General features: G+C 64.0%; 25 protein-coding genes and 2 pseudogenes. 11 read left to right on the top strand and 16 right to left on the bottom strand.

What is annotated here, in order from left to right:
* Positions 1 to 33: 33 nt before the first annotated feature.
* Positions 34 to 606: a GNAT family N-acetyltransferase gene (locus HB778_RS07910; protein WP_183462814.1), complete on the top strand. Its 573-nt coding sequence runs from the start codon at positions 34 to 36 to the stop codon at positions 604 to 606.
* A gap of 41 nt (positions 607 to 647) precedes the next feature.
* Here the strand turns inward: HB778_RS07910 and HB778_RS07905 are convergent, their stop codons facing one another.
* From HB778_RS07905 to HB778_RS07885, 5 genes are all read right to left on the bottom strand, one after another.
* A complete protein-coding gene (locus tag HB778_RS07905; protein ID WP_244661869.1) occupies positions 648 to 1,412 on the bottom strand; it encodes a hypothetical protein in 765 nt (254 codons plus the stop codon).
* 262 nt (positions 1,413 to 1,674) lie between these two features.
* On the bottom strand, positions 1,675 to 1,959 hold the full coding sequence (locus HB778_RS07900; protein WP_013529756.1) for an SCP2 sterol-binding domain-containing protein: 285 nt from the start codon (positions 1,957 to 1,959) through the stop codon (positions 1,675 to 1,677).
* 180 nt (positions 1,960 to 2,139) lie between these two features.
* Positions 2,140 to 2,673 carry a hypothetical protein gene (locus tag HB778_RS07895; protein WP_183462812.1) on the bottom strand — a complete coding sequence of 178 codons (534 nt, stop codon included), beginning with the start codon at positions 2,671 to 2,673 and terminating at the stop codon, positions 2,140 to 2,142.
* Positions 2,674 to 2,702: 29 nt separating this feature from the next.
* Positions 2,703 to 3,128, bottom strand: coding sequence for a hypothetical protein (locus tag HB778_RS07890; RefSeq protein ID WP_183462810.1), 426 nt, complete (start codon positions 3,126 to 3,128; stop codon positions 2,703 to 2,705).
* A gap of 13 nt (positions 3,129 to 3,141) precedes the next feature.
* Positions 3,142 to 3,753: a rod-binding protein gene (locus HB778_RS07885; protein ID WP_183462808.1), complete on the bottom strand. Its 612-nt coding sequence runs from the start codon at positions 3,751 to 3,753 to the stop codon at positions 3,142 to 3,144.
* A 236-nt stretch (positions 3,754 to 3,989) separates the two neighbouring features.
* Between HB778_RS07885 and greA the strand changes: the two genes are divergently transcribed.
* On the top strand, positions 3,990 to 4,472 hold the full coding sequence (gene greA, locus HB778_RS07880) for a transcription elongation factor GreA (RefSeq protein WP_183462806.1): 483 nt from the start codon (positions 3,990 to 3,992) through the stop codon (positions 4,470 to 4,472).
* 116 nt (positions 4,473 to 4,588) lie between these two features.
* Here the strand turns inward: greA and HB778_RS07875 are convergent, their stop codons facing one another.
* The 3 genes and pseudogenes from HB778_RS07875 to flhA all read right to left on the bottom strand — a co-directional run bounded on the left by HB778_RS07875 (position 4,589) and on the right by flhA (position 7,809).
* Positions 4,589 to 4,972 carry a hypothetical protein gene (locus HB778_RS07875; RefSeq protein WP_183462805.1) on the bottom strand — a complete coding sequence of 128 codons (384 nt, stop codon included), beginning with the start codon at positions 4,970 to 4,972 and terminating at the stop codon, positions 4,589 to 4,591.
* Positions 4,973 to 4,974: 2 nt separating this feature from the next.
* A complete protein-coding gene (fliR, locus tag HB778_RS07870; protein WP_095199361.1) occupies positions 4,975 to 5,727 on the bottom strand; it encodes a flagellar biosynthetic protein FliR in 753 nt (250 codons plus the stop codon).
* Positions 5,724 to 7,809, bottom strand: a pseudogene (flhA, locus tag HB778_RS07865) (flagellar biosynthesis protein FlhA). The gene fliR and the pseudogene flhA overlap by 4 nt, the downstream one beginning before the upstream one ends.
* A gap of 116 nt (positions 7,810 to 7,925) precedes the next feature.
* On the opposite strand from flhA, the gene HB778_RS07860 reads away from it, so the two are divergent.
* Positions 7,926 to 8,225 carry a putative quinol monooxygenase gene (locus tag HB778_RS07860; protein WP_183462803.1) on the top strand — a complete coding sequence of 100 codons (300 nt, stop codon included), beginning with the start codon at positions 7,926 to 7,928 and terminating at the stop codon, positions 8,223 to 8,225.
* 132 nt (positions 8,226 to 8,357) lie between these two features.
* Here HB778_RS07860 and HB778_RS07855 read toward each other — a convergent pair whose 3' ends face one another.
* Positions 8,358 to 8,669, bottom strand: coding sequence for a hypothetical protein (locus HB778_RS07855; protein WP_183462801.1), 312 nt, complete (start codon positions 8,667 to 8,669; stop codon positions 8,358 to 8,360).
* A 279-nt stretch (positions 8,670 to 8,948) separates the two neighbouring features.
* Here HB778_RS07855 and HB778_RS07850 point away from each other — a divergent pair, with 279 nt between their 5' ends.
* The 8 genes from HB778_RS07850 to HB778_RS07815 all read left to right on the top strand — a co-directional run bounded on the left by HB778_RS07850 (position 8,949) and on the right by HB778_RS07815 (position 17,268).
* A complete protein-coding gene (locus tag HB778_RS07850) occupies positions 8,949 to 10,730 on the top strand; it encodes a chloride channel protein (RefSeq protein ID WP_183462799.1) in 1,782 nt (593 codons plus the stop codon).
* A gap of 172 nt (positions 10,731 to 10,902) precedes the next feature.
* Positions 10,903 to 11,562 carry a helix-turn-helix domain-containing protein gene (locus HB778_RS07845; protein WP_183462797.1) on the top strand — a complete coding sequence of 220 codons (660 nt, stop codon included), beginning with the start codon at positions 10,903 to 10,905 and terminating at the stop codon, positions 11,560 to 11,562.
* A 40-nt stretch (positions 11,563 to 11,602) separates the two neighbouring features.
* A complete protein-coding gene (locus HB778_RS07840; RefSeq protein WP_183462796.1) occupies positions 11,603 to 12,679 on the top strand; it encodes an extracellular solute-binding protein in 1,077 nt (358 codons plus the stop codon).
* Between the two features lie 22 nt (positions 12,680 to 12,701).
* Entirely contained in the window at positions 12,702 to 13,574 is an 873-nt protein-coding gene (locus HB778_RS07835; protein WP_183462794.1) for an ABC transporter permease, read from the top strand.
* Entirely contained in the window at positions 13,574 to 14,371 is a 798-nt protein-coding gene (locus HB778_RS07830) for an ABC transporter permease (RefSeq protein ID WP_183462792.1), read from the top strand. The genes HB778_RS07835 and HB778_RS07830 overlap by 1 nt, the downstream gene beginning before the upstream one ends.
* Complete coding sequence (locus HB778_RS07825) at positions 14,368 to 15,483, top strand: ABC transporter ATP-binding protein (RefSeq protein WP_183462790.1); 1,116 nt, start codon at positions 14,368 to 14,370, stop codon at positions 15,481 to 15,483. Before HB778_RS07830 ends, HB778_RS07825 begins: the two co-directional genes overlap by 4 nt.
* 27 nt (positions 15,484 to 15,510) lie before the next feature.
* Complete coding sequence (locus tag HB778_RS07820; RefSeq protein ID WP_183462788.1) at positions 15,511 to 16,896, top strand: NAD(P)/FAD-dependent oxidoreductase; 1,386 nt, start codon at positions 15,511 to 15,513, stop codon at positions 16,894 to 16,896.
* 3 nt (positions 16,897 to 16,899) lie between these two features.
* Positions 16,900 to 17,268: a cupin domain-containing protein gene (locus HB778_RS07815; protein WP_183462786.1), complete on the top strand. Its 369-nt coding sequence runs from the start codon at positions 16,900 to 16,902 to the stop codon at positions 17,266 to 17,268.
* 25 nt (positions 17,269 to 17,293) lie between these two features.
* On the opposite strand, the pseudogene HB778_RS07810 reads toward HB778_RS07815, so the two are convergent.
* The 7 genes and pseudogenes from HB778_RS07810 to HB778_RS07780 all read right to left on the bottom strand — a co-directional run bounded on the left by HB778_RS07810 (position 17,294) and on the right by HB778_RS07780 (position 23,692).
* A pseudogene (locus HB778_RS07810) lies at positions 17,294 to 18,936 on the bottom strand (MFS transporter).
* A gap of 163 nt (positions 18,937 to 19,099) precedes the next feature.
* Positions 19,100 to 20,968: an asparagine synthase (glutamine-hydrolyzing) gene (gene asnB / locus HB778_RS07805; protein ID WP_183462784.1), complete on the bottom strand. Its 1,869-nt coding sequence runs from the start codon at positions 20,966 to 20,968 to the stop codon at positions 19,100 to 19,102.
* A 176-nt stretch (positions 20,969 to 21,144) separates the two neighbouring features.
* On the bottom strand, positions 21,145 to 21,411 hold the full coding sequence (gene fliQ, locus HB778_RS07800) for a flagellar biosynthesis protein FliQ (protein WP_010911298.1): 267 nt from the start codon (positions 21,409 to 21,411) through the stop codon (positions 21,145 to 21,147).
* Between the two features lie 13 nt (positions 21,412 to 21,424).
* Positions 21,425 to 21,832 (bottom strand): flagellar hook assembly protein FlgD, encoded by a 408-nt coding sequence (gene flgD / locus HB778_RS07795; RefSeq protein ID WP_183462782.1) that lies wholly within the window; start codon positions 21,830 to 21,832, stop codon positions 21,425 to 21,427.
* Positions 21,832 to 22,275 carry a flagellar biosynthesis repressor FlbT gene (gene flbT / locus HB778_RS07790; protein WP_095199347.1) on the bottom strand — a complete coding sequence of 148 codons (444 nt, stop codon included), beginning with the start codon at positions 22,273 to 22,275 and terminating at the stop codon, positions 21,832 to 21,834. Before flbT ends, flgD begins: the two co-directional genes overlap by 1 nt.
* Complete coding sequence (flaF, locus tag HB778_RS07785) at positions 22,272 to 22,619, bottom strand: flagellar biosynthesis regulator FlaF (protein WP_183462780.1); 348 nt, start codon at positions 22,617 to 22,619, stop codon at positions 22,272 to 22,274. Before flaF ends, flbT begins: the two co-directional genes overlap by 4 nt.
* A 29-nt stretch (positions 22,620 to 22,648) precedes the next feature.
* Positions 22,649 to 23,692, bottom strand: coding sequence for a flagellar hook-associated family protein (locus HB778_RS07780; RefSeq protein ID WP_095199345.1), 1,044 nt, complete (start codon positions 23,690 to 23,692; stop codon positions 22,649 to 22,651).
* Positions 23,693 to 23,694 lie beyond the last annotated feature (2 nt).

The raw sequence follows: 23,694 nt of genomic DNA, 5'->3' as shown, positions 1-23,694 counted from the left end.
GAACAGATCTCCGCTCGTGAAGGGATCGTGGAAATGGAAATGTCAGTTGAAATCGTAGCTCATGCGCCGGCCTTCGCAATGGTCGCCGAAAGCGTTGCCGACATAGCTGCGCGCGAAGCCTTGCTCGATCGTGCCATGGGGCCGATGCGGCGGAAAAAATCGTCGGAGAAGCTGCGGCGCGGCCGTCGGCCCTCGGAAGGGCTGGCCTTCGTCGCGCGCGATGCATCGGGCGGTGTCGCCGGCACGGTGCGGCTGTGGGATGTCAGGCTGGGCGAGGGCGGTCCGGCAGCGCTGCTGCTTGGCCCGCTCGCCGTCGATCCGTCGCTCAAGAATGCCGGCATCGGCTCGGCGCTGATGCGCCACGCCATCGCCGAGGCGGCACGTCTCGGTCACGCGGCAATCCTGCTGGTCGGCGATGCGCCCTATTATGGACGCTTCGGCTTCTCGGCCGACAAAACAGGCAGGCTGGCGATGCCAGGCCCCTATGAGCGGCACCGGCTGCTGGCGCTGGAGCTGGTGGACGGGGCGCTCGATGGCGTGCACGGGACGCTGAAGGCTTCCGGCCGCAAGCTGTCAGTTCCAGCCGAAGTGCAACGCGCTGGCTGAAACCAGCGCGGCGTACTCCGTCGCCACGGCATCCAGGCTGGTCACCGCCGGTGAACCGGCGCCTCCGAGGCGAGCCAAATAGTCCTCGCCCCTGGGGGCCTTGTCCCAGTCGTTGCCGATGAAGCGGGCCGCCGCCGTTCCGGAGTCCGATACTTCCGGAGCCGGCGGCCCGAACGCGGCCGCTGTCCGCTTGAGCCCATCCAGAAACGCGGCATTGTCGAGGCCGCTATAGGGCTTGCCGTTGCCGTCCACGACATTGAGGAATATCTGCTCGTCGCCAAAGGCGGTGTAACCGCCGCCCAGGCCTTTTCCGTGGCATCGGCCTTTTCAAAGAACCGCTGTGCGACAGTGGAATCGAGCGTGTCCTTGGGGAAACGGACTGTGACGAAGCCGGTGCTGCCGCTGCTGTCGTCCAGTCGGGAGACGAGCACGCTGTGCTGGTGGAAAATGTAGCCGAAGGCGGCGGCCAGACGATCGGCGGTCGCGTCGTCGAGCGTGGCCTCGGTCTGCAGCGAGGCGTTGGTCTTGAGGAGGTAGCCACCCGGCGTGACTTCCGTCTCGATCACGGCCGGATCGACGCCTATGCTGGCGACAATTTTGGGCACGATTTTCTCAAGCACCTCAGCCGAAAAGGCGGCCCGTTCAGCGTAGCCGGCCGTCTTCAGTTTTGGCAGGTCGAAGCCGAGGGAAGGTGTGGCCTCGTAGGAAATCAGGACACGTTCGTCAGCGGCTGCCGCCGCCGTCACCGAAACCAGGGCAGCGATCAGAACCGCCCTCGCCGCTGCTCGAAAACTATGGAAATTCATTACCGACCTCGCTGCTTTGCCGCTCTTCTGGAGCCGAGGTCAGACTAAATGGTTGATTTCACAATCAAAGGTATGAGCGGCTTGCGGTTCTCTGCCGCATGAAGATTTCGTGCCAAGATTGCCGAAGCCCGTGGAACGAAAGTGCCGTCTTGAAGACGGTGTCCCGACAAGGCCCAAAGCGCGCCCAAATGGATCATCTGGCGCGCTTTAGTCCTGTCTAATTTCTCGTCTGTACAAGCCGCCATACGGCTCGCGACAGCCGTCAGCCGATCAACTGGCTGAGCGCCATGGCCACCGTCATGTCGCCTTCGACTTTGATCTTGCCGGTCATGAACGCCATGGTCGGGTTCAGGTCGCCAGCGATCAGCGAATCGAGATCGTCGAGCGAGAGCTTGATGGTGCAGTCGGTGGGGGCATCGGTGTTCGAGACGGTTGCGCCGTCGATGACGATGACGCCGTCGCTACCGGTGTCGAACTTTACGGAACGATCAAACCCGCTGCTGGCCACGCGCGACTTGATCTTCTCGGCAATCTCCTGAACGCTCACGCTGTTCTCCTGTCTGGTTGCGTCTGTCGCGCAGGGCATTTCGGTCCGGCCGAAGCCCTGCGGCATCTCTGGCGATCACGGTCGCTGCCGCATATAGCTTCGGGTTGACGTTTACGTCAACGCGAATCCTGGAGGCTGGTTCCTATCGCCGCACCAGGCATCTGTCTGGGGCACCGGTGGTCAGTGGGCAGGCGGCGCATCCGCTTCGGCCGGCTTGGCCGTCTCGGGCGCCGTGGCGGAATCCTGCCGGTGGCGCAGCCAGTTGTCGCGGATCTCGTCCTTGCTCAGGAAATTGACCTGATCGATCAGAACCTCATGCACCAGGGTTGCGCCGACGCGGGCGTTGACGGTGTCGCGGATCGCGGCGCGGAAGGCATCGAGGTCGATCGTCGCCTTCTTGGTGAAGTCGATCTGGGGATTGGAATAGAGGTAGCCGTAGACCTGATCGGTGATGAGTGCTTCGGCCGGAATCGACAGTTTCTTTATCTGTTCCGGCTCGACGGTGTAGACGAGCTTGGCCAGGAAATAGCCACCGATCTTGGAGTCGCGGATCAGCGGCACCGAGATGACGTCGGTCTTGACGTAATCCAGCCCGCCCAGCATCGGCTTGGGTTTCTCGCCGACGCCGCTTTGGCCGGCGGCCTGGAACGAATAGAACACCGCGCCGAGCGTGGCGGCGCAGACCCAGACCGCGATGGCGATGACCTTGATCATTCAGAGCCCGAGCCCAGCGTCATTGCCCGCTAACCCTTCATCCGGCCGAATTCGCCGGCGGAGTAGGTGCCGTCGGTTTCGGCGCGCTGGATGGCGCTGCGCAACAGGCTGGCGACCTCGTTGACGGCGCTCAGATGCGCCAGGATCGCCGCCTCGTTCTTCGCCAGTTTCTGGCGTAGCCGGGTCAGGCCTTCGCGGTGCTGTTCGAGGAACTCGGCTTCGCTGCCGCCCTTCATGGCGCGGGTCAGTTCGTAGAGATAGCGGCTCTTGCGGGCGTTCGACGCCTTGAGGTCGTAGCCGGTATCGCGGCGGATGCCGGCGGTCTCTTCCTCGACCACCTCCTCGATGCGGCCGATGATGGCGGCAAGGTTTCCCGGCCGCGCGAACGGTATAGGAGCCTCCGACGCGGTGGCGCGCGCCGGCAGGTTGGCGGTGAATTCGGAAGAGTCGGCCATGGCGTTTCCCAGTCTAGATCTTGATGTCTGTTTTTATGGTTGTCTCGTCGCCGGTCATCGACCTGGCGGCCTTGCGCTGCAATTCCTGGACGAGCGAGGTGGACAGACGGGTTTGCTGATCGATCTCGGTCTTTTCCGGTCCGTTCGAGACCGGTCCGATCGGCACCTTGCGCTTGCCGTCCATATAGTGGTCGGCGAGCAGCGACTTGGCGATGCCGATGCCGCCGCGCTCGGCCATGACGTCGGCGACGCGCTCGGCGAGCTGCGATTTCCACATGTCGCCGGCAAGACCCGTGCCGTAGACGCCCTCGGTGTCCTTGGGCAGCATGTTCTGGATGAAGGTCTGCAGGACCATCGCTTCGAACTTCTTGAATTTCTTGGCCGGATCGGCTGTCGCCGCCGCCTTGTCAGCCGTGGCGCGTGACAGGATCGAGCCGGCATCGACGGACGCAGCGGTATCGACCGAGAACGTGCCCGCGGCACCGCCCGCACGCTTCGTCAGCGCGGCGCGGGCAGCCTCGATATCCATCGGATCGGCAGCTCGGGCGACATCCATAACGATGTCGCTGGGTGGAGAAATTGCCAAGAAAGTCCGCCTTTTGCCGGTTTTCCTTAGCCAGACCATGCCTCAACAAGCTTGTGGCAGGCTTGCGGGGGGAGAGGAGGGCGGAATGCTCGGGACGGGATCGGATATCGCTTTGCGCCGCAAGGGTATGTGCCGAGGGGTCCGGTCTGGTGTTCAGGCCACTGCCGACCCTTACACATTCCGCTTCTGCCAAAGCCTGCTGTTAAATTCTTGCAGCTTTATTGTCGGCCGTGGGTTATCCGATTGCCGACAATGTTCCACACGGAGGCCGATCATTGAGCGTAGCATTTGCCAAGGAGGAGAGTGCCGAGGCCGCATCGGAAACCATCTTGCCGGCTCGCCCTATCTCCGATCGGATCAACCTCGTTACGGAGGTGGGCTTCAAGATGCTGATGGATGAGTTGGCTCGCGCCCAGCAGGCGCTCGAGGCCGCCAAAATGCTGGGAGATGTCAACGAAAGGCGACGGCAATCGGCGGTTCCGGTTCGGGATATGCGCTATTATGCCGAACGCGTCCGTACGGCCCAGCTTATGTCGATGCCGACGTCCAATGAAGTGATCGCCTTCGGCCACACCGTCACCTTCGAGCGTGATGATGGCCGCACCCAGACCTTCCGCATCGTCGGCGAGGATGAGGCCAACCCGTCTCAAGCTTCCATATCGCACGGGTCACCAGTTGCGATCGCGCTGATCGGCAAAACCGTTGGCGATGTTGTCCATGTAGGACAGCGTGAACTTGAGATCCTGTCCATTTCTTAAGCTGGACAGGGTGGTGAGACGATGCACGGGATTCGAGTTATCGGCAGCCAGACAACAGCGGGGTCGGCACTTCACCTAGAATGCCCCACCGAGGTTCATAGCCTGAATTCCCGCCGCTACTCCTCGTTCCGCTTCTGCGCGATCAGATCCAGCCGCTCGCGGTCGGAGCGTTCGCGTTCGTCGCGGTTGCGCACGTCCTTGTAGGCGCGTTCGACCATGTTGGTGCGGGCGTTTGCCGTGGCGATGAGACCGGCCTCCTGCCTGGCGCTTTCCAGGCTCTTCTCCTGGCGCACCACCGCCTGGGCGATGCGGCGGTGATAGAGGTCGGGGAACAGGCCGGACAGCGAATTGTCCTGGTCGAAATGGCCGATCAGTTCCCTGGCTTCGGCTTCCGCCGCGTTTGCCGCCGCGAGGAAGGTGGCGTGGCGGGTCTCATGCAGCGCCGTCAGCTGTTCCTGCACCTTGACCAGTTTCTTCAGGCGGTCCTTGCGTGTGGTCATCGCTACCTCGCCAGAGTCAGGTCGACGAAGCCGTCGACGAAGAGCGTCAACATGGTGCCGATGGCGAAATAGAAGATGATCATGCCGCCGGCGATGACGAAGGGCTGGGAGATGAAATAGATCGGGATCTGCGGGGTCAGTTTGTTGACGAAGCCGATCGTCAGATTGACCAGAATGGCATAGGCGACGAACGGGCTGCCGAGGCGGATGACCAGGAAGAAGGTATCCGACACGGTGTCGGTGATGTCGACGAGTGCGGCCTGCGGGTTGAAGAAGACGTTGACCGGCGCCACCGTGTAGGACGCCACCAGGGCGCGGACGATCTCGTGGTCGAAATCGAAGACGAACAGCATCAACAGCGCCGAGAACGAGATGATGGCGGCGAGCGCCGCCTGCGGTTCCGGCTCCTCGATCGCCGGGCCGCCGGAGCCGCCATAGCCGATCAGCATGGCGATCGCCGAGCCCATGAAGCGCAGCGCTTCCATGTAGAGCCTGGTCATGGCGCCGATCAGCCCGCCGACCAGAAGTTCCGAGATGATCATCGGCACCAGGATCTGCGGGCGCGGATCGACGAAGGGAATGATGCGATCCCACAGGAAGGCGAGCAGGCCGCCGGTGGCGGCAACCGCCACGAACAGCCTGACCTGCACCGGCACGCGGGCGCTGGACAGGCCCGGCATCAGCATGAAGCAGGCGCCGATGCGGCAGAAGGCGAGGAACGCCGCGATGACGACGCTCTGCGAGAGAACGCTCACGATATGGTCCCGAGCACCCTGATCTCGACGCCCTTGGCGATTTCGACATGGGAGAGCACCGGCAGCGTGGTGAAAAGGCGCTCGATGATCATGCGCACATAGGGGCGGGCGTCGGGCGCGGTGACGAGGACGAAGCGCTCACCGGCTTCGAGGAATTTCTTGATCGCCTTGGTGGCGTCCTGGCCGAATTCCTCGAGCTGGCGCGGATCGATGTCGAACTCGCGCACCTCGCCCTTGGCGTCGCGCTTGAGGCTCTGGTGGAAGGCGAGGTCCCAGCGGTTGCCGAGGCGTAGCACCTTGAGTACGCCGCCTTCCGAAAGGTCGCCACAGATCTGCTGGGCCATGCGGATGCGGACATGTTCGACGATCTGCTCGGTGCGGCGCACATGCGGTGCGATCTCGGCGATGGCCTCGATGATCAGATGCAGATTGCGGATCGAGACGCGCTCGGCGAGCAAGAGCTTCAGCACCGCCTGCAGGCCGGGATAGGAGATGTGCGTGGTGCAGATCTCGTCGGCGAGCTTGCGGTATTCCTGGTCCTGGCGCTCGAGCAGCGCCTTCATGTCCTTGTAGGACAGGAGTTGCGGCAGGTTGTTGCGGATCACCTCGGAAAGATGGGTGAGCAGCACCGACATGTTGTCGGCGAAGGTGTAGTTCTCGCGTTTCAAATCCTCGGCGAAGGTTTCCATGACGGAATACGCGCGCATGCCGAAGGCCGGCTCGCGGATCTCTTCGCCGGGTATTTCGGGCACCTCGCGGTTGCCGAGCAGCACCATGATCTCGCCGACGCGCATCGAATATTCGGCAACCACCGTGCCATGCACCTTGATCTGGTAGCTCTTCGGCGGGATGGCGAAATCATCGGCGACGCGCACTTCCGGCACGACGAAGCCGTATTGCTGGGCGAATTTCTTGCGCATCTTGCCCATGCGGAAGACCAGCTCCTGATGCGACACCAAGAGCCGGGTCGACAGTTGCTTGCCGATCAGGAGTTCGATCTCGGCGGTGGCGAGCGAGGCCTTGACCGAGTTCTTCTCTTCCTCGGCCTTGGTCGCCTTTTCCTGGGTCTTCAGCGCCTCGGCCGCGGCGAGGACGCGGTTGGCGCGCATCGGAATGACATAGCCGAGGCCGGCCATGCCACCTGCCAGCGCAAAGAAGGGGAACAGCGGTAGGCCGGGCATCAGGCCGAGCAACACCAGCAGTGCCGCCGCCACGTAAAGCGCGCGCGGGTGCGCGCCGAGCTGGCCGAACACGGCCTGGTTGGTCGAGCGCGGGTGCCGCCCTTGAAACCAGCAGGCCGGCGGCGAGCGAGACGATCAGCGCCGGGATCTGGGTGACCAGGCCGTCGCCGACCGACAGCTTGATGAACACGTCGGCGGCCTCGCCCATGCCCATGCCGTGCCTGATATAGCCGATGGCGATGCCGCCGACGATGTTGATGGCGGTGATGATGAGGCCGGCAATGGCGTCGCCGCGCACGAATTTCGAGGCACCGTCCATCGAACCGAAGAACGAGCTTTCTTCTTCCAGTTCGCGGCGGCGCAGCTGCGCCGTCTTGTCGTCGATCATGCCGGCGGAGAGATCGGCGTCGATCGACATCTGCTTGCCGGGGATGGCGTCGAGGGTGAAGCGGGCCCCGACTTCGGCGATACGTGTGGCGCCCTTGGTGATGACGATGAAGTTCACCACGATCAGGATCATGAAGACGATCAGGCCGATGACGAAGTCGCTGGCCATCACCAGCTTGGAGAAGCCGGCGATGACATAGCCCGCGGCGTGCGTGCCCTCATTGCCATGCGACAGGATCATGCGCGTGGTGGCGATGTTGAGCGACAACCGCAGCATCGTGGCGATCAGCAGCACAGTCGGGAACGACGAGAAATCGAGCGGCCGCTGGATCCACAGCGCCACCATCAGGATCAGCACCGAGAGCGCGATCGAGAAGGCGAGGCCGATATCGATGAGAAAGGCCGGGATCGGCAGGAACAGCACGGCCAGGATGATGACGATGCCGAGCGCGAAGAAGACATCGCGGCCATTCTTGGCCACCGCGCCGGGCTGGATGCTTTCGCTGATCGCCATTTAAGTCCTCGAACCATAGACTGCCGCGCATAGGACAGCCCGGCGAGGGTAGCTGGCCAAGCTTGCGCGAGGGTGGGAAAGTGGCTGGATTTGATGTCGCGAAGGAAGGGAAACCCATGCTCCTGATCATCGGCACGATCCGCTTGCCGCCCGACAGGTTCGAGGAGGCGAGGCCGGTGATGGAGCGTATGGTTTCAGGCAGCCGCGCCGAGGATGGCTGCCTGGAATATTCCTATGCAAGCGACGTGCTCGACACCGGGCTGATCCGGGTCACCGAAGTGTGGCGCGACAAAGCGGCGCTCGACGCGCATTTCCGCTCGCCGCACATTGCCGAGTGGCGCGCGAGCTGGCCGGCGCTGGGCATCGGCGAGCGCAATCTTGTGCTCTATGAGGCCGGCGGACCCACGCCGACCTGATCGGCCGCTGCTTCGGGTCTGCCGAGCCGCATCGGTGTTTCGCAGAAACCACAACGAAGTCTACATCCGCCTGCTTCGTGCGGCGCTCGTCAGATCAATTCCGCTACTCTGTGGGAGGATAGCTAAGAAGGCCTAGCAGGCATTGACCTGTCTGCAGGACCAACCGCCGCCATCGGTATCGTGGCAATCTTCATAGCTGCCGTAACACATGTTCGTTGAATTGCGGTACCAGGGATAGCCGCCGGGACAGCAGACGTCCTGCTGCGCGGTCCGAAGAAATTCTTCTGTCGGCCGGCTCTGTTTTTCCGTATTGCCTCCCGACGAGAAAGACATCGGGTATGAAATACTCTGCTTAACTGGCATATCCACGTTTGAGCTGCTCATTGCGGACGAACTCAAAAAAATCGTGCAAGCAGCCAATGAAAGGAACCCCCGCGCACTCATGTTCTCCTCCTTGAGGGAAATAGTGACGGGCTAAAATACCACCTCTCATGCGGTGCGTCGATTGCGCAGGCGAGATGGCGGAGGGGCATCGCTGCGAAATCCGTTGTCGGATTTCAGATGACCGGCTCGCTTATGCCTTTTGGGCTCTGGATCGATCAAAAGACGCCTCTAAACTGTTCGAGAACGATCCTCACAGGGGCAGCCGGTATCGCGGTTGCCATGCCGCGTCGCCAGGCGTATCAGCCTTCCACGTCCCTTTTGATATCGGCGAGCCGCCTGGTGCTTTCCAGAAACCAACCACAAGTCTACGCCCGCCGGCTGCGCGCGGTGCTGCTGAGATCCATTCCTCTGCTCGAAGCACGCGGCATCGCCGTGGTTATCCTGGCCGGCGTCGTCGGCGTCATGGCGGGCATACTGGTCACGGCGATGAGCCAGATCGTGCAGGATCTGCACGGGCTGTTGTTCGGCGTTCAGCCCGGCGGTCGGCTGTCCGGCATGTTCTCGCTCGCCAATCCCATGCAGGCGCTGATACCGGCGGTCGGCGGTGCCCTGCTCGGGCTGACGGTGATCTGGCTGCGGTTGCGTAAGTTCCGCACCCCGGTCGATCCGATCGAAGCCAACGCGCTCTATGGCGGGCGCATGTCGCTGACCGACACCTTCATCATCGCCGGCCAGACCATGATCTCCAGCGGTTTCGGCGCTTCGGTCGGCCTGGAAGCCGGCTACACGCAGGTCGGATCCGGCTTGGCGTCGCGGCTGGCGCGCATCTTCAGGCTGCGCCGCAACGATGTCCGCGTCCTGGTCGGCTGCGGTGCTGCCGGCGCCATCGCCGCCGCCTTCGACGCGCCGCTGACCGGCGCCTTCTACGGTTTCGAACTGGTCATCGGCATCTACTCGGTCGCCAATGTCGCGCCGGTCATGACCGCCGCCATCTCAGCCTCGCTGACGGCGGAAATGTTCGGCGGCGTGCCGTTTCCGCTGGAGCTTTCAGGGCTGCCGGCGCTGACGCCCAGCCAGTACGTGCCGTTCCTGCTGCTCGGGCTGCTCGGCGGTGCGGCCTCGATCGCCATCATGCAACTGGTGACGCTGATCGAACGCGGCTTCAACAGGCTGTCGGTCGATGCCTCGCTGCGTCCCGTCATCGGCGGCGTCCTCGTCGGCCTGCTCGGGCTGATCACGCCGCAGGTCCTGTCCAGCGGCCATGGCGCATTGCACCGCGAATTCGCCATGAATTATGGGCTGACCGTGGTGGCCAGCGTCTTCGTGCTGAAGCTCGCAGCGTCAGCCATCTCGCTTGGTTCCGGCTTTCGCGGCGGCCTGTTTTTTGCTTCGCTGTTCCTCGGCGCGCTGCTCGGCAAGGCGTTCGCCGGCGTGATGGCGCTGGTCTCGCCGGCGACCGGCATCGACCCGTCGGTCGCCGCCGTCGTCGGCATGACCTCGCTTGCCGTCGGAGTCGTCGGCGGCCCGCTGACCATGACCTTCCTGGCGCTGGAATCGACGCGCGACCTGACGCTCACCGGCGTCGTCCTGGCCGCCTCGATCATGGCGGCGATCCTGGTGCGCGAAACCTTCGGCTATTCGTTCTCGACATGGCGCTTCCATTTGCGCGGCGAGACGATCCGCAGCGCCCACGATGTCGGCTGGATGCGCAGCCTCACCGTCGGCTCGATGATGCGCAAGGACATCAAGACCATCGATGCCTCGACGACGCTGGCCGACTTCCGCAAGCAGATCCCGCTCGGATCCGCCCAGCGCGTCATCGCCGTCGACCCGGGCGATGAATATGTCGGCGTGCTGATCGTCGCCGAACTGCACAGCGATCCCTCCGGCGGCGAGGTGCCGGTGCGCGATCTCGCCCAGTACAAGGATGCCGTCCTGGTGCCCAGCATGAACGTGCAGGCCGCCGCCGAGACGTTCCAGCGCGCCGGCGCCGAGGAGCTGGCGGTGGTCGAGGATTTCACCGATCACATCGTGCTCGGGCTGCTGACCGAGGGCCATCTGATGCGGCGCTATGCCGAGGAACTCGAAAAAGCGCGCCGGGATCTGTCGGGCGAGGGGTAGGGCGCGCACCTGCGCATCTCCTTGTCGACAAGGCATGCACGTCCTTCTCCCGCGGACATACCCTCCGATTTGAGCAAGCCTAGCCCGAATATTGGTGCGCTGCTGGCGTCATGCGCGGCTTGCCAACTGTACAGTGGTACTGTACAAGATGTTAAGTGAGGTGGAAGACCGCATGAGCAAGGGGTCCGACAAGGCTTCGGTAAAGACGGGCGACGTATCGATGGCGACGCATGCCCATCAGGTGCTGGGCATGCGCCTCAAGAGCCTTCGCCTCGCCCGCAGACTGTCCTTGCGGGAGCTTGCGGAGGCGACCGGGACGAGCGCCAGTTTCATCAGCCAGCTCGAACGCGGCCTGACCGGCGCCAGCACCGCCTCGCTCAACCAGATGGCTTCGGCGCTCGGCGTCAGCGTCGCCATGCTGTTCGAGGAAAGCACAGCGCAAAACCATGGCGTCCTGAGACGGAGTGAACGGCCGAGCCTGCCGCCCAGCGACGGCTGCCGCAAGATGCTGTTGTCGCGCCCGCCGTTGAGCGACATGGAAGTCTATGTCGGGGAATTCGACATTGGCGGCTCGACCGGGCCCGATCGCTACACCCATGGCGACGCGCACGAGATGCTCGTCGTGCTGCGCGGGGTCGTCGAGGTCTCGCTCGGCGAGGCGCGCCACGTGCTCGAAGAGGGCGACAGCATCGAATACACGACCTCGACACCGCATCGCTCAGAGAACATCGGCAGTGGCCGAGCCGAAGTGATGTGGATCATCGCGCCGCCGACCTCGGTGCGCGCCGAGCTCGATCAATACACGGCCTGGAAACCGCTCGCGGCCAGGTAGGTTCGATCCAAACGCGGGCATGAATGGGAGAGTTAGTGTGATGTTTAAATCGAGATTTGCAGGCCTTGGCGCCATTCTGGCGCTTGGCGTTGTGGCCGGCGCGGCCTTTGCGCAGGAAAAGCCGGTCGCCGGCGAGGTGAAAGAAGGTTCGCTCAAGGGCAAGACGCTGACGTTCGTCTCCTATGGCGGTATCTACCAGGACGGCCAGGCGGCGGCGCTGAAGGAATTCGTCGACAAGTCCGGCGTCAAGCTGCTCAATGACGGCCCGACCGAGATCGCCAAGCTGCAGGCGCAGGTCGAGTCCGGCAATGTCACCTGGGACGTCGTCGATACCGACGACCTGCCGCCTTACGTCTATTGCGGCAAGCTGTTCCAGAAGCTGGATCTGACGAAGCTCGACGTCTCGAAAATCCCGGAAGGTCAGGTCGGCGAATGCTCGGTGCCGGCGATGAACTATGGCGTTGTGCTGATGTACAACAAAGAAAAATACAAGGATAACCCGCCCAAGAGCTGGGCCGACTTCTTCGACACGGCAAAGTTCCCGGGAGTGCGCGGAATCGATGGCTCCGGCAGCCCGACGGGCGGCTTGCTGGAACAGGCGTTCAAGGTTGCCGGCGGCGACCCGAAGGCGATGACGGTGGCCGATATCGACAAGGCCATCGATGTGGTCCGCAAGCTCGGCCCCGATACCATCTTCTGGAAGACAGGCGCTGAATCGCAGCAGCTCGCCGAATCCGGCGAGGCCGACATGCTGATGATGTGGACCGGCCGCGCCATGACCGCGGTCAAGAACGGCGCCAAATACGCGCCGGCCTGGCAGGACTGGCTAGTGGTGATGGATCAGATGACGATCCCGGTCGGCGTCAAGGATACGGACGCATCCTACGCGCTGCTCAATGCCTATCTTGGTAAGCAGTCGCAGGAAATCCTGGCGGAGAAGACGTCCTACACGCCGATCAACAGCGACGCGCAGCCCAAGGTCGACGCTTCCGTCGCCGCCTTCCTGACCAACACGCCGGATCGCCAGAAGCAGGGCTACAAGCAGAACTTCAAGTTCTGGGTCCCGAACTTCGCGGTGGCGCAGGAGAAATGGTCGGCGCTGATGGCCGGCAACTGAACTGGCGAACGAGAGGCAGATCGTGAGCGCGTCCGAGCTTCCGACCCAACCCGCCGCCGATGTGCGGCCGGGACGGGCATGGCGGCCGTTCGCGCTCACGGCGCCGGCGCTGATCCTGCTCGTCGCGGTGATCGGCTATCCGCTGTTCACCATCGTGCTGCGCAGCCTGTCGGAGCCGGAATGGGGCGTGCAGAACTACGTCTGGTTCTTCGGCGCGCCCATCAATCTCACGGTGCTCCAGCGCACGTTCACCATCTCGGCCTGGGTAACGATCGTCTGCGTGATCTGCGCTTATCCTTACGCCTATCTGATGACCGCCGTTGGGCCGCGCGTGCGGCTGGTGCTGGTGCTCTGCGTGCTCATCCCGTTCTGGGTGAGCGGGGTGGTGCGCACGCTCTCCTGGGTGATCCTGCTGCAGGATTCAGGCGTCATCAATTCGCTGCTGAGGGCGGCCGGTTTTGACGGCATAAGGCTGATCCGTACCCAGACCGGCGTGGTGATCGGCATGGCGCAGGTGCTCCTGCCGTTCATGATCCTGCCGCTCTATTCGGTGATGAAGGGCATCGACCTCAGGCTGATGAGGGCTGCGCAAAGCCTGGGTGCACGACCTTCGCGCGCGTTCTTCACCGTCTACCTGCCGCTGTCGCTGCCCGGCGTCTATGCCGGCGCGATCATCGTCTTCATCCTGGCGCTGGGCTTCTACATCACGCCGGCGCTGCTCGGCGGACCGCGCTCGACCATGTTGTCGACGCTGGTGCAGACGCAGGTGCTCAGCCTGCTGCAATGGGGTCGCGGTGGCGCCATGGGCGTGGTGCTGCTCGTCACCACTTTTGTGCTTCTGGCGCTCGCAGCACCCGTGATGCGCTCGCGGTACCGGGAAGCGGGGCGGCGCTGATGGAGATCAAGCCGCTCACCCGCGTGATCCTCGGCCTCGTTTGCCTGCTGGTGGCGATATGGCTGGTGGCGCCGACGCTGGTCGTCGTGCCGATGTCGTTCAACGAGAACAAGTCGCTCGCCTTTCCGCCGCAAGGCTTCTCCTGGCAGTGGTACCAGAACTTCTTCACCAATCCGGACTGGTCGTCGAGCTTCCTCAACTCGCTGAAGGTCGCCTCGGTGGTGGCTGTGCTGGCGACGGTGCTCGGCACGCTCGCGGCCTTCGGCCTCGACCGCATGAAGGCCGGGCCGGCCAATTTGCTGCGCATGCTGATGCTGACGCCGATGGTGGTGCCGGGCGTGGTGCTCGCCATCGGCATCTACGCCGTCTATCTCGACACCCACTTGGTCGGAACACTGACTGGCTTTGTGCTTGCCCACACCATCCTGGCACTTCCCTTCGTGCTGATCGCGGTCTCCGCCAGTCTCGAAGTGTTCGACAGGCGTCTTGAGACGGCAGCGGCGAGCCTCGGCGCTGGAGCGCTGACCGCGTTCCGCACGGTGACGCTGCCGCTGATCCTGCCCGGCATCCTGTCCGGCCTGCTCTTCGCTTTCGCCACCTCTTTCGACGAGATCGTCGTGTCGCTGTTCATCACCAACCCCTACCTCAAGACCTTGCCCGTGCAGATCTTCTCCTCCATCACCCGCGACGCCGACCCGACCGTTGCCGCCGTCGGCACGATCCTGTTGTTCGCCACGACACTCCTGATCGGCGGCGGCATGCTTCTTCTTGGTCGCGAACGGAAAGGACGCCAATGAAGCCGGGACAGCAGAGCAAGGGCGCGGCGATCGATCTGGAATCGGTCAGCAAGGCCTATGGCGGCTTCAAGGCGCTGGACGGCGTGTCGTTGCGGATCGAGCCCGGCGAGTTCATGACGCTGCTCGGCCCGAGCGGCTCCGGCAAGACCACGACGCTGAATGTCGTGGCCGGCTTCACCGACCTGACCAGCGGCAAGCTGCTGGTCGGCGGGAAGAACGTGGTCGGCGTGCCGGCGCACAAGCGCAACATCGGCGTGGTGTTCCAACACTACGCGCTGTTCCCGCATATGAGCGTCGGCCGCAACGTCGCCTATCCGCTGACGCTGCGCGGCGTCGACCAGGCCACGCGGCAAGCGCGCGTTGCCAGGGCGCTCGACATGGTCAAGATGGGCGACTTCGCGCATCGCTACCCCAGCGAACTGTCCGGTGGCCAGCAACAGCGCGTGGCGCTCGCCCGTGCCATCGTCTTCGACCCTCCGCTGTTGCTGATGGATGAGCCGCTCGGCGCGCTCGACAAGAAGCTGCGCGAATGGCTGCAGCTTGAGATCAAGCGCATCCACCGCGAGCTCGGCACCACCTTCGTCTATGTGACGCACGACCAGGAGGAGGCGCTGGTGCTGTCGGACCGCATCGCCGTGTTCAATCGCGGGCGCATCGAGCAGGTCGGCACCGGCCGCCAGCTCTATGACGAACCGGCGACGCTGTTCGTCGGCCGCTTCATCGGCGACTCCACTGTGTTGCGTGGCGAGGCGCGAAGCGATGGCACAAGCACCGCACTTACCATAGCCGGCGAGACGGTAACGGCATCGACGCGCATCAATGGGGATGCCAGGCCGGTGATGCTGCTGCGTCCTGAAAAGCTCGCCATCCGCCGGCCCGGCCAAAGTGCTGCCGATGGCGCCAACCGCCTGTCGGGGACGATCGCCGAGGCCATCTATCTCGGCTCGGAATCGAAATATGAAGTGAAGTTGGCCGATGGCTCCGCCGCAATCGTGCGCTCACCGCTGATCGGCGAAAGTTTTGGCCTGGGCGAACCAGTGGAGCTTTGCTTTCACGGCGCTGACGCCAAGCTGCTGGCCGACGACAGCACCGCCGACACCACGCTCACCTGATCCCGCTCCCCATCTGAAAGTCATCCCATGCAAGCCAAGCGAAACGGCGACATATCGTTCTGGTATGCGGATCTGGGCGGGGTCCCCGCGCCCCGGCCGCCTTTGCCCGGCGATATCGAGGCCGATGTCGCGATCGTCGGCGCTGGCTATACCGGGCTGTGGACCGCCTATTATCTGAAGAAGGCCAGGCCTTCGCTGCGCATCGCGCTGATCGAGCGCGAATTTGCCGGCTTCGGCGCTTCGGGCCGCAATGGTGGCTGGCTGTCGGGTGGTTTCTCCTGGTCGCGCGAAAAATATCTCAAGACGTCGAGCCGGCAAGGTGTGAGCGCCATGCAGGCGGCGATGGCGGGCTGCGTCGACGAGGTAATCCGGGTGGCGACGGAAGAAGGCATCGACGCCGATATCCGCCGCGTCGACAATCTGACGGTGGCCACCAACCCCGCGCAGCTCGAACGCGCGCGCGAAGAGTGCGAAACGATCCGCGCCTGGGATCTCGATCCGGACCGCGTCGAAATGCTGGATCAAGCGGCGACGCGGGCACGCATCAATATCCGCAATGTCATGGGCGGCTTCGTCGTCCACGGCCAGGCGCGGGTGCAGCCGGCCAAGCTGGTGCGCGGGCTTGCGGCCACCGTCGAGCGCCTGGGCGTGCCGATCTACGAACAGACGACGGTGACGTCTATCACCAAGGGCAGCGTGACGACGAACCGCGGCACGGTGCGGGCGGAAACCATCATCCGCGCGACAGAAGGTTTTACAGCAGGCATCCCCGGCGAGGAGCGGACCTGGCTGGCGCTCAACAGCGCGCAGATCGTGACCGAGCCGCTGTCGGAGGCGCTTTGGCGCCAGATCGGCTGGGAGGGGCATGAGCTTCTCGGCAACGCCGCCCACGCCTATTGCTACGCCCAGCGCACGCGCGAGGGGCGCATCACCATGGGTGGCCGCGGTGTTCCCTATCGCTACGGCTCGCGCACCGACATCAACGGGCAGACGCAGCAGGCGACGATCGACCAGTTGCATCAGATCCTGACGACGCTCTTGCCGCAGACAGCGAACTGCCGCATCGAGCACGCCTGGTGCGGTGTGCTCGGCGTCCCGCGCGACTGGTGCACGACCGTCGGGCTCGATCCCGCGACCCGTATCGGCTGGGCGGGCGGCTATGTCGGGCTCGGCGTGTCGAGCTCCAATCTTTCCGGGCGCACGCTGGCCGATCTGGTCCTTGGCCAGGACACCGAGCTGACGAAGCTACCCTGGGTCAACCGCAAGGTCAGGCCATGGGAGCCGGAGCCGTTCCGCTGGCTCGGCGTGCATTCGATGTACCAGCTTTATCGCATCGCTGACGGGCGCGAAGCCGGAGGCCTTGCGCATACGTCGAAACTGGCCGCGCTCGCCGACAGCATCACGGGCCACTGATTGATGGAGTCCAATTTGATCGACCTTTCGACCTTCCACGATCTCGCCAAGGCCGATATCGGCACGTTCTCACCCAAGCCGACCAGCATCGAGGGGGATCAGGTCGAGGCGGTGCGCTCGTTCTTCCAGTCGCCGGACGGAACCGTCGATATCGGCATCTGGGAATGCACGCCCGGCCGCTTCACCGCCGACCGGTCAGGGTCGTCGGAGATATGCCACATCATTTCGGGGCGGGTGGAGGTGAGCCGCGCCGATGGCGAGGCGCGCGAACTGGGGCCGGGAGACCTTCTCGTGCTGCCGCAGGGATGGAAGGGCGAATGGCGCATCCGCGAGACCACGCGCAAGCTCTACATGATCCAGTCGGCCGGCTGACAGGCGACGATCGGCTCTGACGAAATCAGTGCTCGATCGGCCCCTTGGCCATCACCAGCGCGGTGCCGGCGGTGGTCGGGCGCTCAATGACGCGACGCACGCGCGGCGGCTCGTCGCCGCTGTGCAGCGCCCGCAAGCGGTCGCCGACCATGGCATCAGCATGGGTGATGCGGCCATTGTGCCTGACATATTCGAGCCAGGTCGGCGTGTGATAATGCTCGATCCAGATCGTCGGATTTTCGAGATCGCGCGCCAGTGTCCAGTTGCGGGCTCCGTCGCGGCGGCGGATGCGGCCGCGCTCAGCCATGGTGGCGAGGAATTCCGTCTCGTCCTCGTGGCGGATGATGTATTCGATCATGATGGCAATGGGACCGCTGCGCGGCTTCAGGTCGAGCGCGAGGTGTGGTTCCTTGAAACGGTTGAGCGGGTCGAGGTTGAGCACCTGCTGCTGCGGCAGCGGCAGCAGGAGGCCGATGGCGCCGCCGGCCAGCATGGCGATGGCGGCGGCGATCAGCGCCGTCTCGGCGCCATGCGCGTCGGCGACGACGCCCCAGATCCAGCTGCCCAGCGCGATGCCGCCGAAGGTCGCGGTCTGGTAGACCGACAGAACCCGGCCGACCACCCAGCGCGGCGTTGCCATCTGCACCGTGACGTTGAAGTGCGAGAGCGCGATCACCCAGCAGGCGCCGCCGACCAGCAGGCCGAGCGACGTCTGCCAGGCCTGATGGCTGAGCGCGGCATTGAAGGCGCAGACGGCGAAGCCGGCGAAGGCACAGCGCACCATCGTCTCGCTGGAGAGCAATTGCCGCAGCCGCACGCTGATCAGCGCGCCGCCGACGGCACCGATGCCGAAGGCGCCCAGCATGATGCCGTAGGTCAACGCATCGCCCTTGACGACGTCGCGCGCCACCAGCGGCAAGAGTGCCAGCACCGCGCCGGCGCTGAAGCCGAAGGCCGCCCCCTGACCAGCACCTTGCCGATGTTGGGCGACATGGCGACATACCGCAGGCCGGCCCCCATGGCCGCGCCCAGCGATTCGCGCGGCAAGGTCGATACCGGCACGTCGCGCTTCCAGCGCGCCATCACGATGATGAGGCCGATATAGCTGACCGCGTTCGCCGCGAAGGCGGCCGCGGCACCGGCAGCCGCGACGATGATGCCGCCGATCGCCGGACCGACACTGCGTGTCAGGTTGAAGCCCATGGAGTTCAGCGCAACGGCCGCCGGCACCTTGTTGCGGGGAACCATGTCGCCGACGGACGCCTGCCAGGACGGGCTGTTGAGTGCCGTGCCGCTGTCGATCAGGAAAGTGAAGGCCAGCAGCGTCCAGGGCGTGAGCAAATTGTAGTAGGTGAACACCGTCAGAAGCAGCGAAACGACCAGCATGAAGGTCTGCGCGACCAGCATCACCTTGCGCCGGTCGAAGCTGTCGGCGATGGCGCCGGCGACAAGCGCGAACAGCATGATCGGCAAGGTGGTGGAGGCCTGGACCAGGGCGACCTGATAGGGCGACGTGGCGATCGTCGTCATCATCCAGGCGGCGCCGACGCCCTGGATCAGGCCACCGAAATTGGAAACGAGACTTGCGGCCCAGACGGCGCGGAAAATGCCATGCCGGAACGGCGCCAGCGCCGAAACGCCTTCGCTGTCCGGTTTCTCGTCAATCATGGATGGGTTCCTGCCACGGCGTGCTGATCCTTGCGGTTTCTCCGCATCGTTAGCCGAAACTATGGCATCGCGCTGCAAAGGGCGAATGTCATGCGCGCAAGATCATGGTCCAACAAAGGGATAGAGGAGGGCCACGCCTGTATTGGCCCTGCGGGACATGGTTTCAGTGTGCGTCGCTGACCGCCGCATGCAGGGCTTCAGTGAGGTCGCCGGTGGTCTGACCGTCGGCGTGCAGGCGAAGGAAAAGCTCCATGCCGACCAGCCGCAACCGCGACGGCTGGTCCCGCCTTGCGAGATCGATCAGGTCTTCGACGGAAGCGGCCGGCCATTCCATCACGTCGCGCAGCAAGCCTGCGCGCAGCAGACCCTCTGTGCCCGCGGTGAAGTTGGCCGATACCTGGAAGCCGTTCTTGCGGGCGTTCACGTTCTGAAGCGGAATGTGTTTTTCCGCGACTTTCTTCAAAAGCCATTTTCCTTGGCTGTGGCGGTATTTGTGCCGCCTCGGCAGGTGGATGGCGAAGTCGATCAGCCGGTTTTCGAGGAACGGCACCCTGAGCTCCACCGAAGCCGCCATGCTGAGCCGGTCATGCCTGTTCAACAGATCCTGCAGATGGGCATACAGGTCGTGAAGGCAGCATCCCAGGAAGGCGCGGTCGCTGAGCGACGCGACCGGCTCGAGCCGGTCGAAGATCTTGGTCTGAAGGAAATTTAGTTCCGGCGACAATGCCCTGAGCACGATGTTGCGGTCCCAGCCATGGCCACCGGCGATCGATGTCCGAAAGGGGGCATGGCGCTGGCGCTCGAACCTGCGGGCAAGCCGGGCCTTGGAGCGAAACAGCCGTCCCGGCCATGCCCAGGGCCGCCACGGCCGCATGCTGGCTTCCTGCCAGTCGTAGCCGCCAAACAACTCGTCGGCGCCTTCACCGGTCAACAGCACCTTGATGCCGTCAGCCCGGCATTGCTCGGCAAGCGCCAGCAGGCAGGCGTGGCTTGCGTGCCAGCCATCGCTTTCCAGGTGCCAGATGGCTCTTGGCCAGAGTTCGAGGAACCGGTTCTTGTCGACGGGCACCCTGTTCAGCGGCACACCGGCATGGCGGGCGGTGCGTGCGGCGTCTTCCGCCTCGCTGTGACCGAGGCGCGGATCGACGACATAGGCTGTCATCTCCGGCCGGAACCGTTTCGCCAGTGTCGTGACGAGACCGGAATCGACGCCGCCACTGCAAGCCGCTGCCAGCCTGGTGTCGGCAATGCAGTGCAGCCTGACACTGTCTTCGATCAGCGCTTCCAGCGACGCCATGTGCTTGGCGTCGGTGGCGGTGTCGCCGGCGATGCGGGCGGCGTCGAGTACATCGAGGACATGCCAGAAACAGCGCTTCTCGATGCCGGCGTCGGTGACCTTCCACAGGCCCGCGGGCGGCAGCCGCTCTATGCCCGCGAACAGGCTGGAGCTGGAGTCACGGCTTTGCCAGGCAAAACGCAAGGTGATCTCGCGCGCATCGATGGCCCGTGCGGCGCCGTCACAGCCAAGGATCGCCTTGTCCTCGGAGGCGAAGAGGATTCGCTCACTCGTCTCGGCCACCGACATCGGCTTGATGCCGAGGCGATCGCGCGCCAGCCAGAGCGCACCGGCTCGTGCATCGAAATAGGCGAGCGAGAACATGCCGTCGAACAGCGGAATGGCCTTGTCCGGCCCCCAGTGATGCAGGGCTTCGAGGACCACTTCGGCATCCGAGACCGTGCGGAACCGCCTGCCTTCGGCTTCAAGCGTCTCGCGCAAGGATCGATAATTGTAGACCTCGCCATTGTAGACCAGCACGCCCTGGCCACAGGCGGTGAGCATCGGCTCGCGCGCCTGCGTTGACAGGTCGATGATCGACAGCCGCCGGTGACCGAGCGCCAGCCGGCTGTCATTCCAGCTGGCATGATCGTCGGGGCCGCGATGCGCCAGTGCCTGCATCATGCGGCCGACATCGGCGAGATCGCCGTCCGCGATCGGGTTTCGCTTGCGCCAGACGCCGGCTATGCCGCACATGGTCCGCCGGTCGGTCTGGGTTGGTTCGGGGGATTTCGAGAGGCCATTGGGACAGAACGATCGCCTGGCCGGGAGTGGCCTGCATGGCAATCTAGCCGGAACCGGGTCAACCGCAAGCGGGCCGCTGGTTTCGGGCAATTCCGGATGGAAGCCGCCGCGCGGTCCCTCGCAAGGTTTCAGAACCCGTTCTGGATGCGCTGGAAGATGACGTTGGTGAAGGCCGATATCTGGCCGCCGATGAACGGGCCGGTGAGCGCCACCACCAACATGATGGCGACGATCTTCGGCACGAAGGTCAAGGTGATTTCCTGGATCTGCGTCAGCGCCTGGATGAGGGCGATGCCGATGCCGACAGCCATGGCGACCAGCACCACCGGAGCGGACGCGGTCAGCACCGTCCACACCGCGTACTGGACGATGTCGAGTGCGTCGGCCTCGTTCATGTCAGAGGTTGGCCTAGCTTGCCGGCTTGATCGACACGCCTGCGCCGACGGGGACCTGGGTACCATCCTGCAGCACCGCGATCAGTCCGCTGCTCGCGAGCGTCACCGAAGCCACTGTTCCGGTGGTCTTGCCGTCGGCCGACGTGATCGAGCGGCCAATAATCGCATCGGCCTGCGACAGCGCCGAGGACTGCATGATCTGGTCGAGCTTGGTGTTGCTCTGCACCGATTGTTCGACCTGCGAGAAGGTGGCGAGCTGGGCGACATATTGCGTTGAATCCATCGGCTTGGTCGGATCCTGGTTCTTCATCTCGGCGATCAGAAGCTTCAGGAAGGACTGGTAGTCGACCGCTGTCTTGGAGGTCGAGGTGGTGGTCGAATTGGCGCCAACCGGTATCGTCGTCGTCATGTCCACGGTCATCAGTAGCGTGCTCCCACGGCCAGTGGGCGCGGCGCGCCCGGAACATCGTCATTGCCGCCAAGCGCGCGGCGTTCGAGAGGATAGAGCGAACGGATCGCCTTCAATGCCTCGTAGATATGATCCTCGCCGACCATGCGGTCGATCTGCTTCAGTGCGCTGCAGATCTCGGCGTCCTCGAAACTGGCGATGAGCAGCGGCAGCGAGCGGCGGAACATTTCGCGGGCCTCATCGGCGCCAGCGGGATTGATCAGCATGACCTGCACGATGAAGTAGAGCTGCCTGAGCGGCGTCGATGCCTGGTCGGCCTGGATCACATGGCTTTCGAGCAGGAACTGCACGTCGTTCATCAGTTCAATGGTGACCTTGCGGTCGACGCGGATGACGGCGCCGTTGATGTAGATCTTCTCGTTGGGCTTCAGCGATATCTTCAGCGTGTTGGTCATTGAATGCCGTCGCGGATGATCTGGGATACTTCGATCAGCCCTTCGAAATTGTTGGTGCGGCCCTGGCGGATGTCCTCCGCCTCGCGCAGCAGCCACAGGCCGATGGAAATCAGGTTGGCGCGCAATTCCTTGGGAAGCGCATTGTCGCTGGAGCCGAGATCCTCGACGAAGACGGTCCAGACACGGTTGGTGAAATTGAGCGCCTCCACGGCCTCCATCGAATCCAGGCCGGCCGCGGCGGCCGCCGACAGCATGTCGATCGAGCGGGTCAGAAGTTCGCGCTCACGGTCCTTGGCGTCCGAGACGGAGGTGCTTTGGACGTCGGCGTAAGAGAATTGGTACATCGTCGGCTCTACCGTTCCGCTGGAAGTTGTCAGGTCAGGTAATTCAACAGGCTGAGCTGCTGCAGGCGCGCTGTCAGAGCGAAGGACGTCTCGATATGCTGCGTCAGGTCCGCGACCTTGGTGGCGGCCGTGGCCGGGTCGACGGCTTCGAGATCGAGGATATGGCGTTCGAACAGGTCGATCTGCGTCTTCATGCGGTCGCTGGCATCGGAGACGCGCTTCTGGACGATGCCGGTCTCCGACTGGACCTGGGCGATGCCGCTCAGCGCCTCGCCGACCAGCGTCTGCGAGTGGCTGACGATGCTGTCCTTGGCCGCCTGACTGATGTTGGTGGACATCAGGCTTGAGACCATTGCGGCGGCCATGGCGAGCTTCTTGATGCCGTCGCTGTTGGCGCTGGTCGACGTCTCGGTGGTTTCGTTGAGCGCGATGCGGCTGACGATCTGCTGGTCGGTGGCGTTCGACATGTTGGTCTGCCAACCCGTGCCGAGGAACTGCGGCGTGACATAGTTGGTGATGAAATCGTCCATCTGGGCGGTGGTAATGTTGGCCGCGGCAGGATCGCTGGGCGTGAATCCGAATTTGGCGACGAAGGAGGCGTCGAAGGCGGCCTTGGCCGGTGAGCCGGCGGCGGTGAAATCGTTGATCGGCTTGACGTCGGTGTTGGTGCCGGCAAACAGATATTCGCCGTTGACGCTGGTGTTGAGGATCGAGGTAAGCTGCTGGATCGTCGTCTGGCCGGTCGATTGGGTCAGGCTGTCGGAGTTGTCGCCCGACGACGCGGTGGTCAGGGCGGACAGGAAGGTCTGCGCCACGCCGGAGAGCTGGCCGAGCGAGGTCTGGGTCGACGCAAGCCTTGCCGTGACCAGCCCGTTGGAATCGACGATGACGTTCAGCCGGTCGAGGTCGCGCTGGAAGGTGACGGACTGGGCGGTGCGTCCGCCCAGTGCCAGGCCGACATCGGCGACCTTGCCGGTCGAGGATTCCTTCGTGGCTTTGACGAGGTCGGCCTGCATGCGCATCTGTTGATAGCGCATGGCGTTGGTGAGGGCGGCCGAGGAGACTGAGGTCATGG

It is taken from the genome of Mesorhizobium huakuii (assembly GCF_014189455.1).
GTDB classification, from domain to species: domain Bacteria; phylum Pseudomonadota; class Alphaproteobacteria; order Rhizobiales; family Rhizobiaceae; genus Mesorhizobium; species Mesorhizobium huakuii_A.
This window is presented reverse-complemented; position numbering and strand designations above follow the sequence as displayed.

Excerpts from the sequence above, each read along its gene's own strand:
- HB778_RS07910 (WP_183462814.1), top strand. The coding sequence starts at position 34 with ATGGAAATGTCAGTTGAAATCGTAGCTCATGCGCCGGCCTTCGCAATG.
- HB778_RS07905 (WP_244661869.1), bottom strand. The coding sequence starts at position 1,412 with ATGAATTTCCATAGTTTTCGAGCAGCGGCGAGGGCGGTTCTGATCGCT.
- HB778_RS07895 (WP_183462812.1), bottom strand. The coding sequence starts at position 2,673 with ATGATCAAGGTCATCGCCATCGCGGTCTGGGTCTGCGCCGCCACGCTC.
- HB778_RS07890 (WP_183462810.1), bottom strand. The coding sequence starts at position 3,128 with ATGGCCGACTCTTCCGAATTCACCGCCAACCTGCCGGCGCGCGCCACC.
- HB778_RS07885 (WP_183462808.1), bottom strand. The coding sequence starts at position 3,753 with ATGGTCTGGCTAAGGAAAACCGGCAAAAGGCGGACTTTCTTGGCAATT.
- HB778_RS07875 (WP_183462805.1), bottom strand. The coding sequence starts at position 4,972 with ATGACCACACGCAAGGACCGCCTGAAGAAACTGGTCAAGGTGCAGGAA.
- HB778_RS07860 (WP_183462803.1), top strand. The coding sequence starts at position 7,926 with ATGCTCCTGATCATCGGCACGATCCGCTTGCCGCCCGACAGGTTCGAG.
- HB778_RS07855 (WP_183462801.1), bottom strand. The coding sequence starts at position 8,669 with ATGAGTGCGCGGGGGTTCCTTTCATTGGCTGCTTGCACGATTTTTTTG.
- HB778_RS07845 (WP_183462797.1), top strand. The coding sequence starts at position 10,903 with ATGAGCAAGGGGTCCGACAAGGCTTCGGTAAAGACGGGCGACGTATCG.
- HB778_RS07840 (WP_183462796.1), top strand. The coding sequence starts at position 11,603 with ATGTTTAAATCGAGATTTGCAGGCCTTGGCGCCATTCTGGCGCTTGGC.
- HB778_RS07830 (WP_183462792.1), top strand. The coding sequence starts at position 13,574 with ATGGAGATCAAGCCGCTCACCCGCGTGATCCTCGGCCTCGTTTGCCTG.
- HB778_RS07825 (WP_183462790.1), top strand. The coding sequence starts at position 14,368 with ATGAAGCCGGGACAGCAGAGCAAGGGCGCGGCGATCGATCTGGAATCG.
- HB778_RS07820 (WP_183462788.1), top strand. The coding sequence starts at position 15,511 with ATGCAAGCCAAGCGAAACGGCGACATATCGTTCTGGTATGCGGATCTG.
- HB778_RS07815 (WP_183462786.1), top strand. The coding sequence starts at position 16,900 with ATGGAGTCCAATTTGATCGACCTTTCGACCTTCCACGATCTCGCCAAG.
- asnB (WP_183462784.1), bottom strand. The coding sequence starts at position 20,968 with ATGTGCGGCATAGCCGGCGTCTGGCGCAAGCGAAACCCGATCGCGGAC.
- fliQ (WP_010911298.1), bottom strand. The coding sequence starts at position 21,411 with ATGAACGAGGCCGACGCACTCGACATCGTCCAGTACGCGGTGTGGACG.
- flgD (WP_183462782.1), bottom strand. The coding sequence starts at position 21,832 with ATGACCGTGGACATGACGACGACGATACCGGTTGGCGCCAATTCGACC.
- flbT (WP_095199347.1), bottom strand. The coding sequence starts at position 22,275 with ATGACCAACACGCTGAAGATATCGCTGAAGCCCAACGAGAAGATCTAC.
- flaF (WP_183462780.1), bottom strand. The coding sequence starts at position 22,619 with ATGTACCAATTCTCTTACGCCGACGTCCAAAGCACCTCCGTCTCGGAC.
- HB778_RS07780 (WP_095199345.1), bottom strand. The coding sequence starts at position 23,692 with ATGACCTCAGTCTCCTCGGCCGCCCTCACCAACGCCATGCGCTATCAA.